An 18574-nucleotide genomic window follows, 5' to 3' on the forward strand; every position below is an offset into this window, starting at 1 on the left:
GGGATTAATATAAATCCAGATGGGATTTATGTGGATTTAACTTTTGGTGGTGGAGGCCACTCAAGAGAGATACTAAAACATTTGAATAAAGGCCATCTCTATGCATTTGATCAAGACTCAGATGCCGCTGAGAATGCCAAAAAATTTAATACACGTTCTTTCACATTTATTGATGGCAACTTCAGATATCTGAAAAGATACTTAAAGGCCTATGGGGTGAAGCAGGTCGATGGAATTTTAGCTGATTTAGGCATTTCTTCTCATCAGATTGATGAAGCATCAAGAGGTTTTTCTACACGCTTTGATGCTGAATTAGATATGAGAATGGACCAGTCGGCCAAGTTAACAGCAAAGTCTGTAGTTAATGAATACTCCAAAGAGCAGCTTCATAAAATTTTTGGAATGTATGGTGAGGTTAAAAATGCCAAGACGCTTGCGGAAGCAATATGTTCAGCAAGAATCAACAAGCAAATAGCTACGATACAAGATTTGAAGGATGTGCTTGTAAAGTTTGCAAAAAGGGGTAAAGAAAATAGGTACTATGCTCAGGTTTTTCAGGCCATCAGGATAGAGGTGAACGGTGAGTTGCAGGTGTTGGAGGAAATGTTGGAGCAAACGGGAGAGGTACTTAGTGAAGGAGGGAGATTGGTGGTTATGTCTTATCACTCTTTAGAGGATAGGCTTGTGAAGAATTATATAATGAAGGGCAAGGTTAGCGGTGAAATAGAAAAGGACTTTTATGGAAATGTTCTAAAACCGTTAAAAGCCATCAACAAGAAGCCCATTGAGGCTTCAGAAGAAGAAAAAAGTAATAATAACAGAGCCCGGAGTGCGAAGCTTAGGGTTGCTGAAAAAGTATAAAAAATGGCAGCAAATAGATTCAAAATCGAAAGTAAGAGCAGCAGCGGAAGAAACATCTTTTCGAGAATTGAAAATATGATGAAGATTGATGCTGCCTTTGAAAGCGGCATTCCTGTTAAATACATGCCTTATGTTTTATTCTTGGCAGGAGTGGCCTTGTTCTATATCGGCAATAGTCATTTTGCTGAAAGGAATGTTCGAAAAATAGATGCACTTGAAAAAGAAGTAGAAGACCTGAGGGCCGATTATACCACACTTAAGTCAGACTATATGTTTGCCAGCAAGCAATCTGAAGTGGCAAAAAATGTAGCTGGTTTAGGAATTAAGGAAAGTATTCAACCACCGGAGAAAGTAGTGATTAAGGATGAACATTAAGAAATCCATATTACTAAGAGTACGGATAGCATTTCTGCTAGTCTTTGTGTTTGCTGCTGCAGTGGCTGTTAAGGTAGGCCGTATCCAGTTTTTTGAGGGCGATAAGTGGAAAGAGCTATCAAATCAGATGAGCTTTCAGTACCGACCGGTTAAAGCAACTAGAGGTAACATCTATAGCGATAACGGAAGCTTACTAGCCACTTCTTTGCCTTTTTATAAAGTAGCATTTGATGCAACCATTGCTTCTGATGAGCTATTTGTAGCTGGTTTGGATTCTCTTTCTCTTAAGCTTTCTAAATTCTTTGGAAGTAAAAGTGCTGAAGCGTATAAACGTGAGCTTAGAAATGCACGCGAAGCAAACAGGCAATACACTGTGCTGAGTAATAGAACCATTGGGTATCAGGAAAAGAAAATGCTGGAAGAATGGCCGATTTTTAGAGCGGGAAGACTCAAAGGAGGAGTCATTTTTGAAAAAGTAGATAAACGCTTCAGGCCTTTTTCCAATCTAAGCCTCAGAACTATTGGTTTTGTAAATGAAAACGACCGTGGTGCTGGGTTGGAGTACAGCTTTAACAATGAGTTGGCAGGAACTGACGGGGAAGCACTTTATCAGAGAATAGCCGGAGGCAGTTGGAAACCAGTTTTTGACGGGACGGAAATCAAGTCTGAAGAAGGGTATGATATCGAAACTACCATTGATATTAACCTGCAAGATGTAAGTGAAACTGCTTTGCTAAGAGCTTTGGATTACCATGAGGCAGATTATGGTGTAGTGGCGGTAATGGAAGTGAAAACTGGTGAGATTAAGGCCATTGCCAACTTGAGCAGAAACAGCAAAGGGTACTACTACGAGCGTTATAATTATGCTGTTGGTGGACTGAGAGAGCCTGGTTCTACCTTCAAACTGGCAACAATGATTGCCTTGCTCGAGAATACCAATATCAAATTAGAGGATACTATTAATACTGGAAAAGGTGTTCAGAAATTCTATAAAAATACGGTTAGAGATCACGAAGAAGGCGGTTATGGAACTATCACGGTAAAAGAAGCTTTTGAGCTTTCTTCCAATGTAGCCATGGCTAAGTTGGTGGACAAATATTTCAGCAAGAATCCATCCGTATTTGTGAATGAAATTGACAGAATAGGCCTTTCGCAGCCTTTGGGCTTACAAATTAAAGGTGAGGGAATTCCTAAAATAAAAAGGCCAACTGATAAAGACTGGAGCGGTATAACTCTTCCCTGGATGGCTTATGGCTATGGCCTAGAGTTAACACCAATTCAAACGCTGGCACTATACAACGCTGTAGCGAATGGTGGAAAAATGATTCGCCCAATATTCGTGAAAGAAGTAAAAAGAGCTGACAAGACTATCAAAGAATATGAGCCGGTTGTATTGAATGATAAAATCTGTTCGGACGAGACTTTAATTAAGCTTCGGTTGATGTTAGAAGGTGTGGTGGAAAGAGGTACAGCCATGAATATTAAGAATGATCACTATAAAATTGCCGGTAAAACGGGTACTGCTCAGATTCTTGAAAATGGCAGATATACAAAGAAATACATCACGTCATTTGCCGGTTATTTTCCGGCTGATCAGCCAAAATATAGTGCTGTAGTTGTAATTAAGAATCCGAAAGGGTGGAGGCAGTACGGTAGCAATGTGGCTGCCCCTGTATTTAAAGAAATAGCTGATAATATTTATTCAAGAGATGTGGATATGCATGAGCCGCTTCCGGAAGAATTTATAGCTGAAGCCGGCATTTTCCCTGTTATCCGTTCAGGCAATCATCGAGACTTGAAATTGCTGTGCAACGAATTAGGCATTTCTAATCATTCAGCTACTGAAAAGGACTGGGTAAGAACTCAGGTTTACGGTAACTCCTTAAAATGGCAAGAAAATAAAATGGCTGAAAACCTGGTGCCAGATGTAAATGGTATGACATTGAGAGATGCCCTTTTTGTATTGGAAAGCAATGGATTACAGGTTGAAGTAAAAGGAAAAGGTAGAGTAGTGAGACAATCTAAGCTGCCAGGAGTAAGAATATCTAAAGGAAGCAGAATAGTAATTGAATTGAGTTAATGGCCGAATTAAGAGACATATTATATAAAGTATCACTGATTTCTGCATCAGGAGATATGACCATGGAAATTAAATCCGTGTGTTTTGATTCTCGAAAAGTAGAAAAAGGCTCTTTATTCGTGGCTGTTAAAGGTACTCAAGCAGATGGCCATGATTTTATAACCAAGGCAGTTGCTAAAGGTGCTGTTGCTATTGTTTGTCAAAACTTACCGGAAGAGATAAGCACTTCGGCCACTTATGTTGCCGTAAAGGATAGTGCAGCTGCACTTGGCATCATTGCTTCCAATTTTTATGGCAATCCAAGCAGTAAATTAAAATTGGTGGGCGTTACCGGTACAAATGGTAAAACAACCATTGCCACGCTTTTATTTACACTTTATCGCAAGTTGGGCTATGCAGTTGGGTTATTATCAACTGTAGAGAATAAAATTGATGATGATATTATTCCGGCAAGTCACACAACGCCTGATGCATTACAGTTGAATGAACTGTTAGCTAATATGGTTGATCGAGGTTGTGATTATGCCTTTATGGAAGTGAGTTCACACGCTTTAGATCAATCCAGAGTGGCTGGAGTGCACTTTACAGGAGCCATTTTCTCTAATATTTCGCACGACCACTTAGACTATCATAAAACATTTGATGCTTACATCACTGCTAAGAAGAAGTTATTCGATGGGTTAAGTAGCGATGCTTTTGCCTTGGTAAATTCTGATGATAAGCGTGGAGCCATTATGCTTCAAAACACAAAGGCCAGTAAACAAACTTACGCACTTAAAAGTGTAGCCGATTTTAAGGCTAAAATGATATCGAATACTATTCAAGGCATAGAGCTGGAGATTGATAATAAGAATGTTTGGTTCAAGTTGATAGGAGATTTTAACGCCTATAACCTGATGGCCGTATACGGTGCGGCAGTGTTGCTTGGAGAGGATTCAGAAGATACACTAACGGCACTATCATCTTTAGATGGTGCAGAAGGCCGTTTTGAAGTGGTAGAAACGGATGCGAAAATCACAGCTATTGTAGATTATGCACACACTCCGGATGCATTGAAAAATGTATTGGAAACCATCGCTGAATTCAGAACAGGGAATGAAAAAGTAATTACGGTGGTAGGCTGCGGTGGAAATAGAGACACTTCAAAAAGACCTTTAATGGCAGCAATTGCCTGCAAACTAAGCGACAAGGTGGTTTTTACATCTGATAATCCTCGTGATGAAGATCCCGAAGCAATAATAAAAGATATGAAAGAGGGCATTAGCCCTGCTGATTATAAAAAGACTGTAGTGTTAGTCGATAGAGAAGAAGCTATAAAAACAGCTTGTCTGTTGGCTGGTGACAATGATATCATATTAGTGGCCGGTAAAGGCCATGAAAAGTATCAGGAAATCAAGGGCGTGAAACACCCTTTTGATGATAAAGAAGTTTTAGGACGAATGTTAAACCTTTTTGCCAATTAACTATGCTCTACTACCTATTTGATTATTTAGAACAACAATATAGTCTGATAGGGGCGAGTGTATTTCAATACATCTCATTCAGAGCTGGCATGGCCGCTGTTTTGTCATTGGTAATTACCATTTTAATAGGAAAGCAGCTGATTGATTTTCTTAGAAAGAAGCAGGTTGGTGAAAGTATCAGGGATCTGGGTTTAGAAGGGCAGATGGCCAAGAAGGGCACACCAACTATGGGTGGATTGATCATTATAAGTGCAATTCTCATACCGGTATTGCTATTCGCTCGATTGGAGAATGTATATGTAATGCTATTGATAGGTGTTACACTGGCATTGGGCTTTATCGGTTTTATGGATGATTACATTAAAGTATTCAAAAAGAACAAAGAAGGGCTGGCTGGTAAGTTTAAAATTGTGGGTCAGGTTTCAATAGGCTTAATCGTTGGTCTCACTCTTTACTTTAACCAGAATGTGGTGGTGAGGGAGTACGATGAGGCTACGGTAAACGAACAAAATGAAGTAGTAAGAGAATATCAAGATGTAAAATCTACTAAAACAACTGTTCCCTTCTTAAAGGATAATGAATTTGATTATGATGCATTAGTGCCGTTTTTATCGCACGACTTCACATGGATTATTTATGTGTTTGTGGTGATATTCATTATTACTGCTGTTTCTAACGGAGCTAATTTGACCGATGGAATAGATGGGCTTGCTGCGGGTACATCGGCTATCATTGGTCTCACAATAGCCATTTTCGCTTATCTATCTGGCCGTGTTGACTTTAGTGATTACCTAAATATTTTACACATCCCTAACCTCAGTGAGGTGGTAATTTTCTGTGCTGCCTTTGTGGGAGCTTGTATTGGTTTCTTGTGGTACAACTCGTATCCAGCTCAAGTATTTATGGGCGATACTGGAAGCTTAACCATAGGTGGAGTAATAGCAGTGTTGGCTCTGATTGTGAGAAAAGAGCTTTTATTACCGCTTCTGTGCGGCATATTCTTAATTGAAAGCCTTTCTGTTATGATGCAGGTAGGCTACTTCAAATACACGAAAAAGAAATACGGTGAAGGACGCAGGATTTTCCTGATGTCTCCATTGCATCATCATTATCAAAAATTAGAAATACACGAATCCAAGATTGTAACACGGTTTTGGATGGTAGGAATATTATTGGCAATACTCACTTTGGCAACACTGAAATTGAGATAGGAATAAAGAACAAGAAACGAGAAACAAGCAACTAGAAACCATAAAAACAATAGGACACTTAATCACCATATTAGGAGCAGGCGAAAGCGGAACAGGAGCAGCCTTACTGGCAAAAGCTAAAGGGTATGATGTGTTTGTTTCAGACTTCGGAACAATAGCCGATAAATACAAGTCTCAATTAGTTGAGAAAGGTATAGAATTTGAAGAAGGTGGCCATTCCAAAAAGAAGATACTTGAATCTCGCATAGTCATTAAAAGTCCGGGAATTCCTGAAACGGCCAAAATAGTAAAAAAGATAAGAGAGGTCGGAATAAAGATTGTTGATGAAATTGAATTTGCTTTTTCTTATACCAAAGCAAAAATTATCGCCATTACAGGCACCAATGGTAAGACAACCACTACATTATTAACCTATCACCTCTTAAAAGAGGCTGGTCTGAATGTGGGCTTGGCAGGCAACGTGGGTCATAGTTTGGCTAAGCAGGTAATCGAAGATAAATACGATTACTTCGTGGTGGAGATCAGCAGTTTCCAACTGGATGGTTGCTATTTATTAAAGCCTTATATATCCATTTTACTCAATATCACTCCAGACCATATGGACAGGTATGAGTATAAAATTGAGAATTACGTAAGCTCCAAGTTTAGAATTATTAAAGAGGCTGGTCAGAATGATTACTTCATCTATTATGCTGATAATGAGCTGATTGCTGATAAATTATCAAGATATATTTCGCCTGTAAAGCGAGTGCCAATCTCTTTGGATGATGTTACGAACGATATGGTGATGAAAATCACTGATCAGATTCAGATTCCTCAAAGTGAAACCGTGCTTTTAGGTATGCACAATGCCATTAATATGATGTCGGCTATACACGCTGCCTTAATCATGGGCGTAAGTGAAGTTGATATTAGACAAGGACTAAAAACCTTCAAAAATGCTCCGCATAGAATGGAATATGTTGATACCATCAATGGCGTAAGGTTTATCAACGATTCCAAGGCTACCAATGTAGATGCAGTAAAATATGCATTGGCAAGCTTTACTGAGCCTTTGGTGTGGATCGCAGGCGGTGTAGATAAAGGCAATGACTACAGCCTGATCATGGACGAAGTAAATGCCAAAGTGAAAGCACTTGTATGCCTCGGTAAGGATAACTCAAAATTGAGAGATGCATTTCACAATCAAATTGTGAATATGCTGGAGACAGATAGCATACATGAGGCAGTACGTTCTGCCTTAAACTATGCTCAAACCAACGATGTGGTTTTGTTATCTCCTGCTTGTGCAAGCTTCGATTTATTTAAGAATTATGAAGACAGAGGCGAGCAGTTTAAGCAGGCTGTGAATGAACTGAAAAACGATTTTCAAACAAAAGCTTTAGAACAATGAATAAGGTAAAAGCTTGGGTAGATGATAATTTAAAAGGCGATCCGGTTATCTGGGTAGTAGTTTTCGCGCTGTCGCTCATCAGTATATTGGTAGTGTATAGCGCAACAGGAACACTCGCTTTCAAACGAATGGTTAATCCTGAATCGTATTTGATTAAGCATACACTATTAGTTGGGGTTGGCCTGGGCGCCATGTGGTTTGCCCATAAGATAGACTACAGATACTATTCTAAACTTTCAAGATTTGCATTGTGGATTAGCGTACCATTATTGATTTATACATTCACAAACGGTGTAAGCTTAAATGACGCTTCACGTTGGATTCAGTTGCCAATCATCAATGCATCTTTTCAGCCTTCTGATTTAGCAAGTTTGGCCCTGATAACCAGTTTGGCAAGTATGCTTTCCAAGCGTCAGCAAAATATTGAAGACTTTAAAGAGTCATTTATCCCAATATTAATCTGGTGTGGTGTAATCTGCGGCTTAATCGCATTAACCAACTTGTCATCGGCAGTGCTGCTTTTTGCTACGTGTATGCTGATCATGTTCATTGGTAGAGTGCCCCTCAAGTATTTGGCTATGCTCGTTTTCGTTGGAGTGATGGCGGGTAGCGTTGCCCTTACTTTCGGTGTTAGGGGCGAGACAGCCAAAAACAGAATTGAAAGTTTTATCAATGGCGATGAGCTACCATTCCAGGCAAAACATGCACGCATTGCAGTTGCTACAGGGGGAATTTTTGGTAAAGGTCCCGGCAATAGCCAGCAAAGAAATATTCTTCCACACCCATATTCCGATTTCGTTTATGCCATTATCGTTGAGGAATATGGCATTGTGGGAGGGGTTGTAGTACTCATACTTTACTTAATACTTTTAGCCAGAGGCATGAAGGCAGTCACCAATAGTGAACGAGCGTTTGGTGGCTTGCTTTCGGCCGGACTCAGCTTTGCGCTGGTGCTTCAGGCGATGGTGAACATGGGCGTTGTTGTTGGCTTAGGGCCGATTACAGGATTACCACTTCCGCTGATAAGTATGGGAGGTACATCATTATTATTTACAGGACTATCAATCGGAATTATTTTAAGTGTGAGCAGAGGAGAAACAGATTCTTCCTGGGAGAGTGCAGGTGGAGAAATTAAAAATATAGCGAGAGCAGCTTAACAATGAGCAATGAGCAATTAACAATTAACAATTAACAATTAACAAAGAACTAATAACTAATAACCAATAACCAATAACTAATATCCAATAACCAGAAACCAGAAACCAGAAACCAGTAACCAGTTGACCAGTAAAACACCATATCGATTTATCATAAGCGGAGGCGGAACAGGCGGACATATTTATCCGGCATTGGCGGTGGCTAATGAAATTATGGATCAACACCCTGATTCTGAAATTTTGTTTGTCGGTGCACAGGGTAAAATGGAGATGACCAAAGTGCAGGAAGCAGGTTATAAAATTGTAGGACTTTGGATTAGCGGATTACAACGAAGAGTAACCATTCAAAATTTACTCTTACCATTTAAAGTTATTCATAGTTTCTTCTCGGCCATTGGCATTGTTAAAAAATTTAGCCCGAATGCAGTACTTGGTTTTGGTGGCTATGCAAGTGGGCCTATGATGTTTGCCGCAAATTCACGAAAAGTGCCAACCTTAATTCAAGAGCAAAATTCTTACGCAGGCCTAACTAACAAGAAGTTCGGTAAGAAGGCTAAGAGTATATGTGTGGCCTATGAGGGTATGGAGAAATACTTTCCTAAAGATGTAATCAAGTTTACTGGCAACCCGGTAAGAAGCGATATTCTTTCATTGGAAAACAAAAGAGATGAGGCTATCCAGCATTTTGAATTAGATCCTAATAAAAAAACCGTATTGGTTATTGGTGGAAGCCTTGGAGCCAGAACAATCAATAGAAGTATTGCTGGTCATTTAGATAAGGTAGTGAAAGGCGGGTTCCAGGTGCTGTGGCAGACGGGTAGATTTTATTACAACGATATGAAAAATGTGGCTGCTGATTATGGAAGCAACATAAAAGTGCACGAGTTTATTAAGAGAATGGATTTGGCATATGCCTCGGCAGATGTAGTGGTTTCCAGAGCCGGGGCTTTGTCCATTTCCGAATTATCATTGGTGGGGAAGCCTACTATACTGGTGCCTTCGCCCAATGTGGCTGAAGATCATCAAACAAAAAATGCAAGGTCGCTTAGCACGAATGGTGCGGCTATTTTAATCCGTGATAGCGAATCAGAAAAAAGTCTAATGAACAATGTAGTAGACCTTTTAGGTGACAAAGAAAAGCAAGCGAGTCTTAGCGCAGCCCTTAAAAAAATGGGCAAGCCTAATGCTACAAAAGATATAGTGTCAGAAGTAATGCGAATTATCAATTGAAATTAGATAAATACCATAACGTCTATTTCATCGGTATCGGGGGTATCGGAATGAGTGCGTTGGCCCGTTGGTTCAACCACAACGGTTTTGCTGTATCCGGCTACGACCGCACACCTACTTCTTTAACTAACAAACTAACTGAGGAGGGCATCGATATTCATTTTGATGATAGCATTGATAACATCCCTCAATCGATAAAAGAGAACAAGGAGCAAACATTGGTGATTATAACGCCTGCCATACCGAAGAACCATCAGGGACTTAACTACTTCAAAGACAATGGTTTTGAGTTGTTTAAACGTTCGCAGGTATTGGGCATGATTGCTTCAGAATTTCATTTGGTAGCAGTTGCCGGAACACATGGTAAAACTACGACCTCTTCCATGATTGCTCACTTGCTGAAACATGCAGGTAGAGATATCACGGCATTTTTAGGAGGCATTGCTACCAATTATGAGTCTAACTACATCGCTAACCAGAATAAAGATGGCAAGTCCATAGCCGTAGTGGAGGCCGATGAGTTCGACAGATCGTTTTTAACGCTTCATCCGGATGTGGCGGTTGTTACCTCTGCGGATGCAGACCATTTAGATATTTACGGAGACAAGTCTCAATTAGAAGATTCTTTTAAAGCGTTTATCAGGCAGGTGAAAGCCTCTGGTAAACTCTTTATTCATGAAAAAATAGCCAAAGAATTGGTAGGTGATGATTACAATAGATCAGCACACACCTATGGCATAAACCGGGGGCAATTTTTTGCCAGCAATATTACCATGAGGAATGGTTTTTTTGAATTCAATTATTGTGATGAGCAGTGCAATATTAATAATCTTATGCTTGGCGTTCCCGGTTTTCATAATGTAGAAAATGCTACTGTAGCAATAGCTGTGGCACTTGATTTAGGCCTGTCGCCTGATGAAGTGAAAGCAGGAATAGAAAGCTACCGTGGCGTAAAACGAAGATTTGAGTACATCATCAAATCGGAGAAAATAATTTTTGTAGATGATTACGCACATCATCCAACGGAGATAGAGTCATTTCTTAAATCACTCAAATTCATGTACCCTGATAAAAAGGTGACGGCCATATTTCAGCCGCACCTTTTTACCAGAACCAGGGATTTTGTAGATGGTTTCGCAGAAAGTCTTGATCTGGCAGATGAAGTGATTCTTCTGGACATCTATCCGGCAAGGGAAGAACCTATTGAGGGTGTAACGTCACAAATAATCTATGACAAGATGCAAACGGAGAAGGTGTTGATCAGCAAAGAAGAGCTGTTGAACCACCTTGAAAACGACAACTATGAAGTAATCGCCACTATCGGTGCGGGCGATATCGACAAACTGGTAGAACCGATTAAAGAACTTTTAAACGAGAAATACCATGCTTAAAAAACTGAAAATAGGAAAAGGAGTAAAGGCAGCATTCGTGTCTGTATTGATACTTTCCCTGATCAGCTTTGGTAGCAGAAAGCAGGAAGGCGAGAAGTGTCAGGACATCATTATCAAGCTCACTAACCAGCAAGATAATTTCTTTATTGATGAGAACGACATTATGGGTATGATGACTCAAAATGGCGAGGATGTATTGTTAGGCAAACATTTTAAAGACATCCAACTAAAAGAAATTGAAGGCCGAGTGAAAACTCAGAAATTCATTAAGAAGGCCGAAATCTATAAAGACCTGAAAGGCAATCTGCTGGTAAATGCAGAATTGCGCAGACCATTTGCCAGAATACTGGAGCCGGGCAAAGCCAATGGCTATGTAGCGTTGGATGGGGCGATTCTTCCAACATCCACAAAATACACATCGCGTGCTGTGATTTTGAGCGGAAGCTACATGAAAGAGATGATGAAGAATGACCTCACGGAAACGGAAGAAGGCCAGAAAATTTATGAGCTGCTGCAGTTTATCTACAACGATAAGTTTTGGAATGCACAGATAGCTCAGATAGATATAAATAAGGATTTGTATGTGACGCTTTACCCACAGGTAACAAAGCAGGTAGTGGAGTTCGGGAAGCCTGAGGAGATAAAGCAGAAGTTTAAGAAGCTAAAGGCTTTTTATAAAAAGGTGCTCCCTCAGAAGGGGTGGAATACCTACAGCAGAATTAATCTTGAATATAAAGATCAGGTAATCGCTGAATGATTTGAGTTACTAGTTACGAGCTATGAGTTGCGAGACAATCTCGTGGCTAGAAGCTGGAAACTCGAAACTAAAAAAGAATATTAACAACCACTAAAAATAGATTTACAACCATGGAAAATGACAAAATCGTAGTCGGACTCGATATTGGAACCACAAAAATTTGCGCAATTGTGGGTCGCAAGAATGAGTTTGGCAAACTTGAAGTTTTGGGAATGGGTAAAGCTGAATCGGATGGCGTAATCCGGGGCATCGTTACTAACATCGACAAAACTGTGAATGCAATTGAAAAGGCCGTGAAAGAGGCTGAAGACCAGTCGGGTATTGATATCCGCGTGGTAAACGTTGGAATCGCAGGCCAGCACATTAAAAGTTCAATTCATCATGGAAGCATTACGCGTAACTCCAATGATGATGAGATCACTATCGAAGACATTAACCGTCTGAACAACGATATGTACCGTATCGTCATTCCACCGGGTAGCGAGATTATTCACGTTATGCCTCAGGATTACACGGTAGATTATGAAGACGGCATTAAAGACCCTGTGGGTATGAGTGGCGTAAAGCTGGAAGCTGACTTCCATGTGATTACCGCTCAAACCAACGCCATCAACAACATTAACAAATGTGTGAAGCGTGCAGGCCTAGAAATTGAAAACTTAATACTAGAGCCATTGGCATCGAGCCTGGCCGTATTGAGTGACGAAGAAAAAGAAGCGGGCATCTGCCTGATAGATATTGGAGGTGGTACCACAGATATCGCCATCTTCCATGACAATATCATCCGCCATACGGCCGTGATACCTTTCGGAGGTAACATCATCACATCAGACATTAAGCAAGGCTGCATGGTAATGCAACACCAAGCTGAATTGTTGAAAACGAAATTTGGTAAAGCCATTGGCGAAGAGGCGAGCCCTAACGAGATCGTGGCGATACCGGGTATTAGAAACAGGCCGGCCAAAGAAATTTCTATCCGCAACCTGGCCAATATTATTGAAGCCAGAATGGAAGAGATTATTGAGCTCGCTCATACAGAAATTATTACATCAGGGTTTGAGAACAGACTGGCTGGCGGTATAGTAATTACCGGTGGTGGTTCTCAGTTGAACAGCCTGAAGCAATTGGTAGAATACATGACTGGCATGGATGCACGCATCGGGTACCCGAACGAGCATTTAGGCAAAAGTAAAGTGGATAGCGTGAAGAGCCCGATGTACGCAACATCAGTAGGGCTGGTACTTAGCGGATTCAGGGCATTGGATAACAGAGAAGACAGATACAAAGAAGCTAAGGGAGGCGGTAAGTTAACTGCAAAGAAACGCGAAGCTGGCGGTGATTTTTTCGCGAAAATCTTAAATAAAACCAAAGGCCTTTTAATTGACGACTTAGATGGTAGTAAAGACTACTAATCAAAAAATCAGAAACCACTAAACAGTAAAGTAATGGAAGATAATGGATATAAATTCGAAATTCCCAAACACCATAAATCGATCATAAAGGTGATTGGTGTAGGTGGGGGCGGTAGCAATGCCGTAAACTTCATGTACAGCCAAGGCATTAAAGATGTTGAGTTTGTAGTATGTAACACCGATTCACAAGCATTAAAATCTAGCTCCGTGCCGGCCAAAATTCAGATAGGGGTAAACCTTACGGAAGGATTAGGTGCGGGCGCTAACCCTGAAGTGGGCAAAAATGCCGCTTTAGAGAGCAAAGAAGATATCAGGGACCTATTAGGCACCGATACCAAAATGGTGTTTATCACGGCCGGAATGGGCGGTGGTACCGGAACGGGTGCGGCTCCTGTTATTGCCAAAATTGCCAAGGAGATGGACATCCTTACGGTAGGTATTGTTACCTCGCCTTTCTCTTTTGAAGGAAAGAAGAAACGAGCGCAGGCCGAGGAAGGTATTAGAGCACTTCGCGAGAATTGCGATACCGTACTGGTTATTCTAAACGACAAGCTGAGAGAAATCCATGGTAATCTCTCGATAGGCAGTGCGTTTGGCCAGGCCGATAATGTATTAACTACTGCTGCAAAAGGTATTGCTGAAATTATTACCGTTGCGGGATACGTAAACGTAGATTTCCAGGATGTGCGCACTGTAATGTACAATGCAGGTGCTGCTGTGATGGGTTCTGCCTTAACCAAAGGCGATAACAGAGCACGCAGAGCTGCCGAAGAGGCCTTGGCTTCACCGCTATTGGATAACAGAGACATTTTAGGAGCTCAGAAAATCTTGCTTTCTATCATCTCGGGTGATCAGGCAGAGTTACAGATGGATGAGCTGACAGAAATTACCGAATACATTCAGGAGCAGGCAGGTGAAGATGCGGAAGTAATCTTCGGCCACGGTGTAGATCCTAGCCTTGAAGAAAGCATTCGCGTAACGGTGATTGCTACCGGTTTCGACAGAAGCTATTCGCATGCTGAGCCTATTGGCAAGCCAAATGCTAACAATACGCAAACAGATGAGCGTAAAGTGTTTGACTTAGAGAAGCCACAGCAGATAAACATGTTTGAAACTGATAACTCAGTGAATAACGATAACAGCTCTGACTTAACTACTCGAACTACTGAGGAAGAGGAAGAAGATTCATTCTCGGCACGTTACTCATTTGCCAAGCCGGAATCCAGAATAGAAGACGATGAAGATGGTGATGATGGCTTATTTGATGAGTTGGATGATGAGTTTGAGATAGTGGGGGATGATGAAGGCGATCAGCAGATTAATGATGATGGCATGATGGACGTGCGCAGCACGAAAGAGCGCTTAAAAAGACAGGCGGAAGAAAGGCTAAACCGACTGAAAAACAACAATAAGTCGGAGATGAATACGCATGAGTTTAAGGAAAAATTAGATGTGCCTGCATTTTTGCGCAAAGATGTGAAGCTATCTAACGTGCCCCACTCAAGCGAGCCGCATGTGAGTAAGTATAATTTAAATGACGATAATCAGATCTTGGGTAACAACAAGTTCTTACACGATAACGTGGACTAGATCCACTGGTTGACATCGCAGCATTAAAGCCGGCTTACTTTCCAATTCGTAGTGGTTGTTGGTTGTAAATTTTTTGGCCGGTGCTGCCTGTCAATTTTTTCAAATACAAATCCCCGGGGTGCGCCTCGGGGATTTTGGTTTATATTCCTAGAATATCCCAGTTTTCTAGATACTGATTACTAGAATCAATAAATTTCCTCATATTAGAATCCTTTCTTCTAGAACCATCCCGCTTATTACCACTAAGCCACGTTTTATGTTTTTCTTTTATGAAACTTGCAACGATTTTACTCGGTACAATATGAAAGTTAGGTCTTGTTCCTAATTCTCTAATTGCTACAAAGACATAATAAAGATTCTCAGAATAATAATCTTCAGATTTTTTATTTAAGATCCATTTATTGGCTCCATTGCTATTGGTCTTAACTTGTATACTTATTGACTTCGATGCATCAGAATTACTAGCTATGATATCAATACCTTTACTATTTCTTAAAGTAATAGAAGCAAGAATTCCTCTCAAGGATAATTCACCTGCCACTAAATATTCACCAGCAACACCTACTAATTGTGATTCGAGTTTTTCATTCATTTTTAATACAAACTGAGTTCATAAAAGATAAATATTGAATTTTTTCAAATACAAATCCCCGGGGTGCGCCTTGGGGATTTTGGTTTTTAGTGAGTTAGAATCTTTTTACTATGGTATCCCCATTCAACTCGTAGTCTTCCAAAATGATTGTTACGTCTTTTTGAAGTCTCTCTTTTAGCAGTTCTTTAAGTATTTGTATGTCATTCACTACTGCAGGATCATTCCAATAGTCTTGAACAATTGGAAGTGTCAATTCATAGCCATACGGCCAGGTCTCTACCTTTGCAATGCTTTCATAACCATCTGAGAAGTATTCAAATTCATATAACACATCTGCTACTTTCTGTACATCTTCTTTTGATGTCCTGTCATTATAGTAGATTTCATTGCCGTTAAATACCATTTTTTCTCCAGGGAATGGTGGTTGAGAAAATCCTACTATAAATGCCATTAGAAGATAGATAACTATTCCTAAAATAGTGAAACCAGCTACTTTCCAATTAGATTCCGAATTACTACCTGCTTCAAGCGAATCTTTTACATAATGAGATAGTAGAAAATGATACAGCGCCCATACAATTAGTCCAACAATTGTTGGTATAAGCTGACTAGGAATATTATTGTACAGCTCATCTGGAATGGCAATTAATGTATACAGTAACCCCAGTGTGAATATTAATGTAGCCGCCAGAACAACATAGGCTTCTTTAATTTTATCTAGCCTGGCGAGGTTTTTATAAATAAGAATTCCGGGTGGTATTGGGCCGCCTAAAAAGGCAGCGACACTCACTTGTTTTTCAGTGAATAGAGACTTAGTGTTTTCCATTAGAATTTTAAAATGATGAGAGTTTACAAAAAGACAATGATATGGAATTTTTTCAAATACAAATCCCCGAAGTGCGCCTCGGGGATTTTGGTTTTTAATTTGTCAAATGCTAGTTAATCCTTTTATAATAATGATATATACATTTTGGTAGTGACATATATAATTCTGATTTATTGACATTACCCAAAGTTGTATTATCCCGATAATTAAAATATAATGTACCGGAAGAATCCATGTAAATGATTAGTGAGTAGTTAATTAATATATCGAATACTTTATTTCTGTTTAGTTCAAAAGAAAGTTGTTCAATTTTGTCTTGAACGTCCTTTGGTTTCACATTTTGTTTTTGAATAATGTAAGGAAATAATTCATTGAAAATCTTTGATATTTCCGTGTCAGAAAAAAATAGTTTTAATTCACTTTTTATCTCTGTTATATTAATGTCAACAAATTTCTTTAATAATGATTTCACTGCACCTTTATTGAGTGGATATGTACATGACTCATCTGTCATGGTGTTCAAGAATGTGATTATATCTCTAGGTCTGTAGAATGTAAAATCCAGTATATATTTAAAACTTGATTTCTTTGGGTAATCTGAACCACTGTAGTTTTCATCTTGGAATAAGGTTAACCAGGGATCTGTCCCATAGCTGATTTCATTTTTATCAAAATTTATTTTTATTCTCCTATTTGCAAGTTTCTTTAAAGGAATTAACTCTTCAGATTTTTCCGTATATAATCGATGATCATACCAATTTAATGAGGTTTGATACGTGTTAAATATTTTTGCAGAATCTTCATATTTAGGAGCAATCTCATCTCTAATATCATCTCGTATAAATAGAAGGATTCTTGTTGTGTTGTTTCGAAAAATCTCGTTGTTATATTCTTTAGCGACACGTAATAACTCCATGATTTTCACATTGTCTCGATCATCTTTTACATTAAAATTTATATCTAAATCATCGAATAAAAGCCAAAACTCTAAATCTCTGTTAACTTCAAAATCTAGCATTACTTTGACAATTTCTTTTAATGGTGGAATTAGTTTATAGAATTCGGCCTTATTAACTTTTGTGTCAAAATAATTTTTAAAGATGCCTCCAAATACATGTTTTAAGCCTCCAAAACTAACCTGACCACCTTTTTGTTTGGTTCCTTCTACGAATTGGTATTGGTCAACATTTACAATTCCTGCGTTTACATCTAAAAACTTTTTTAGTTTATCATACTCTGCAGTATACTGACCACATTCGTGTGAAACAATGAGCTTTATGATATTAACTAGAATAAGCCACTCAAAAATCATTTTTTCTTTTTTTTCATGATTTTTTTCTTCTAGTTGAATGTGTTTTTCGATTTCAAAGTCATTAACTCTTAAAAGTTTTGCATATGATTCATTAGTTAGATCAGAAGTGTCCTTTATAAATTTTGCAATAGCTGATTTCCCAACACCTTTTCTACCAACGAATATGAATTTTCCTTTTTCTAAGTCACTAAGTATGTCGAGATAATCTTCGAAATAATCTATCAAACTTTGACCTTGTATATTTTCGCCTTCAGCTTCAGTTGCTCCAAAGTAAAATCCACGAGTAGAAGATCTTGGTCTTTCAGTTTTCTTCATTAATTTTTCAAAAATGCCCATGTTATTAATTAGGAAGATTATTTTAAGTATAGATTTATTATTTACTGACCCTGCTGGCGCAAGTTTGCAACTTGTGCCTTTCTAATGGTCTCAAGGGTTTGTAACCGGCTAATTTTATTCAAAATCTAAGCAAGTCACAGACTCTTTTATATTTTTAGCCTTAAAAGATAATTAACTAATCATTGTGTGTTTGGCAGAGTGCAATGCTTCAAATTCTTAAAACAGCCTTTACAGTCAATAAAGAAAGATTATGAAAGAAGCCGTTAGGTGTTTTACCCTAGTAAATTGAGGGTTTTTACCTAATTCATCTTTTTAACCTCACTCTCCACAAACCATACTACTTTCATTCTCTACAAGTATAGTTTCTTCTAATGGCATGAAAATCACCTGTTTAGGTGAGAAAAGGAGATTGTTTGTCTGTCTAATTGGTGGTTTGTGAAGGCAATTAAATTAAGAGTGTCACCCTGAACTTCCTGCCCGTCCGGTCAGGCGGGGATTCAGGGTCCCTGAGAAACGGAGTGCGGTCTGTAGATCACAGGCACTGCCCAGAATGCAGGGATTGCGGATCACGACAGAGGTAGGGTTGGC

15 protein-coding genes are annotated in these 18574 nt (G+C 39.3%); 12 read left to right on the plus strand and 3 right to left on the minus strand.

What is annotated here, in order from left to right:
• The 12 genes from rsmH to ftsZ form a co-directional block, all read left to right on the plus strand.
• Positions 1–861 (plus strand): 16S rRNA (cytosine(1402)-N(4))-methyltransferase RsmH (gene rsmH, locus RLO81_RS16925; RefSeq protein WP_350114390.1); only part of this gene is annotated, 861 nt, incomplete at its 5' end.
• Between the two features lie 3 nt (positions 862–864).
• On the plus strand, positions 865–1236 hold the full coding sequence (locus RLO81_RS16930) for an FtsL-like putative cell division protein (RefSeq protein ID WP_350114393.1): 372 nt from the start codon (positions 865–867) through the stop codon (positions 1234–1236).
• Positions 1226–3316: a PASTA domain-containing penicillin-binding protein gene (locus tag RLO81_RS16935; protein ID WP_350114396.1), complete on the plus strand. Its 2091-nt coding sequence runs from the start codon at positions 1226–1228 to the stop codon at positions 3314–3316. Before RLO81_RS16930 ends, RLO81_RS16935 begins: the two co-directional genes overlap by 11 nt.
• A complete protein-coding gene (locus RLO81_RS16940; RefSeq protein WP_350114399.1) occupies positions 3316–4779 on the plus strand; it encodes a UDP-N-acetylmuramoyl-L-alanyl-D-glutamate--2,6-diaminopimelate ligase in 1464 nt (487 codons plus the stop codon). Before RLO81_RS16935 ends, RLO81_RS16940 begins: the two co-directional genes overlap by 1 nt.
• A 2-nt stretch (positions 4780–4781) precedes the next feature.
• Positions 4782–5990 carry a phospho-N-acetylmuramoyl-pentapeptide-transferase gene (mraY, locus tag RLO81_RS16945; RefSeq protein WP_350114402.1) on the plus strand — a complete coding sequence of 403 codons (1209 nt, stop codon included), beginning with the start codon at positions 4782–4784 and terminating at the stop codon, positions 5988–5990.
• Between the two features lie 67 nt (positions 5991–6057).
• Positions 6058–7383, plus strand: coding sequence for a UDP-N-acetylmuramoyl-L-alanine--D-glutamate ligase (gene murD / locus RLO81_RS16950; protein ID WP_350114433.1), 1326 nt, complete (start codon positions 6058–6060; stop codon positions 7381–7383).
• Positions 7380–8540, plus strand: a complete 1161-nt coding sequence (locus RLO81_RS16955; protein WP_350114405.1) for an FtsW/RodA/SpoVE family cell cycle protein — start codon at positions 7380–7382, stop codon at positions 8538–8540. Before murD ends, RLO81_RS16955 begins: the two co-directional genes overlap by 4 nt.
• Before the next feature lie 123 nt (positions 8541–8663).
• Positions 8664–9770, plus strand: coding sequence for an undecaprenyldiphospho-muramoylpentapeptide beta-N-acetylglucosaminyltransferase (murG, locus tag RLO81_RS16960; protein ID WP_350114408.1), 1107 nt, complete (start codon positions 8664–8666; stop codon positions 9768–9770).
• Complete coding sequence (murC, locus tag RLO81_RS16965; RefSeq protein ID WP_350114411.1) at positions 9767–11161, plus strand: UDP-N-acetylmuramate--L-alanine ligase; 1395 nt, start codon at positions 9767–9769, stop codon at positions 11159–11161. The genes murG and murC overlap by 4 nt, the downstream gene beginning before the upstream one ends.
• Complete coding sequence (locus RLO81_RS16970; protein ID WP_350114414.1) at positions 11154–11918, plus strand: cell division protein FtsQ/DivIB; 765 nt, start codon at positions 11154–11156, stop codon at positions 11916–11918. Before murC ends, RLO81_RS16970 begins: the two co-directional genes overlap by 8 nt.
• A 110-nt stretch (positions 11919–12028) precedes the next feature.
• Entirely contained in the window at positions 12029–13330 is a 1302-nt protein-coding gene (ftsA, locus tag RLO81_RS16975) for a cell division protein FtsA (RefSeq protein ID WP_350114417.1), read from the plus strand.
• A 33-nt stretch (positions 13331–13363) separates the two neighbouring features.
• Positions 13364–14920 carry a cell division protein FtsZ gene (ftsZ, locus tag RLO81_RS16980; RefSeq protein WP_350114420.1) on the plus strand — a complete coding sequence of 519 codons (1557 nt, stop codon included), beginning with the start codon at positions 13364–13366 and terminating at the stop codon, positions 14918–14920.
• A gap of 139 nt (positions 14921–15059) precedes the next feature.
• Here ftsZ and RLO81_RS16985 read toward each other — a convergent pair whose 3' ends face one another.
• The 3 genes from RLO81_RS16985 to RLO81_RS16995 all read right to left on the minus strand — a co-directional run bounded on the left by RLO81_RS16985 (position 15060) and on the right by RLO81_RS16995 (position 17986).
• Positions 15060–15512, minus strand: a complete 453-nt coding sequence (locus tag RLO81_RS16985) for a hypothetical protein (RefSeq protein ID WP_350114423.1) — start codon at positions 15510–15512, stop codon at positions 15060–15062.
• 94 nt (positions 15513–15606) lie between these two features.
• Positions 15607–16338, minus strand: a complete 732-nt coding sequence (locus RLO81_RS16990; protein ID WP_350114427.1) for a hypothetical protein — start codon at positions 16336–16338, stop codon at positions 15607–15609.
• A 109-nt stretch (positions 16339–16447) separates the two neighbouring features.
• Positions 16448–17986 (minus strand): P-loop ATPase, Sll1717 family, encoded by a 1539-nt coding sequence (locus RLO81_RS16995; RefSeq protein ID WP_350114430.1) that lies wholly within the window; start codon positions 17984–17986, stop codon positions 16448–16450.
• Positions 17987–18574: the final 588 nt, after the last annotated feature.

Origin of the sequence: Fulvivirga sp. (genome assembly GCF_040220315.1) — a bacterium.
In the GTDB taxonomy this organism is placed as follows: Bacteria; Bacteroidota; Bacteroidia; order Cytophagales; family Cyclobacteriaceae; genus Fulvivirga.

Bases quoted from the DNA above. Each gene is read 5' to 3' on its own strand.
- RLO81_RS16930 (WP_350114393.1), top strand. From the start codon at position 865: ATGGCAGCAAATAGATTCAAAATCGAAAGTAAGAGCAGCAGCGGAAGA.
- RLO81_RS16935 (WP_350114396.1), top strand. From the start codon at position 1,226: ATGAACATTAAGAAATCCATATTACTAAGAGTACGGATAGCATTTCTG.
- RLO81_RS16940 (WP_350114399.1), top strand. From the start codon at position 3,316: ATGGCCGAATTAAGAGACATATTATATAAAGTATCACTGATTTCTGCA.
- mraY (WP_350114402.1), top strand. From the start codon at position 4,782: ATGCTCTACTACCTATTTGATTATTTAGAACAACAATATAGTCTGATA.
- RLO81_RS16955 (WP_350114405.1), top strand. From the start codon at position 7,380: ATGAATAAGGTAAAAGCTTGGGTAGATGATAATTTAAAAGGCGATCCG.
- RLO81_RS16970 (WP_350114414.1), top strand. From the start codon at position 11,154: ATGCTTAAAAAACTGAAAATAGGAAAAGGAGTAAAGGCAGCATTCGTG.
- ftsA (WP_350114417.1), top strand. From the start codon at position 12,029: ATGGAAAATGACAAAATCGTAGTCGGACTCGATATTGGAACCACAAAA.
- ftsZ (WP_350114420.1), top strand. From the start codon at position 13,364: ATGGAAGATAATGGATATAAATTCGAAATTCCCAAACACCATAAATCG.
- RLO81_RS16985 (WP_350114423.1), bottom strand. From the start codon at position 15,512: ATGAATGAAAAACTCGAATCACAATTAGTAGGTGTTGCTGGTGAATAT.
- RLO81_RS16990 (WP_350114427.1), bottom strand. From the start codon at position 16,338: ATGGAAAACACTAAGTCTCTATTCACTGAAAAACAAGTGAGTGTCGCT.
- RLO81_RS16995 (WP_350114430.1), bottom strand. From the start codon at position 17,986: ATGGGCATTTTTGAAAAATTAATGAAGAAAACTGAAAGACCAAGATCT.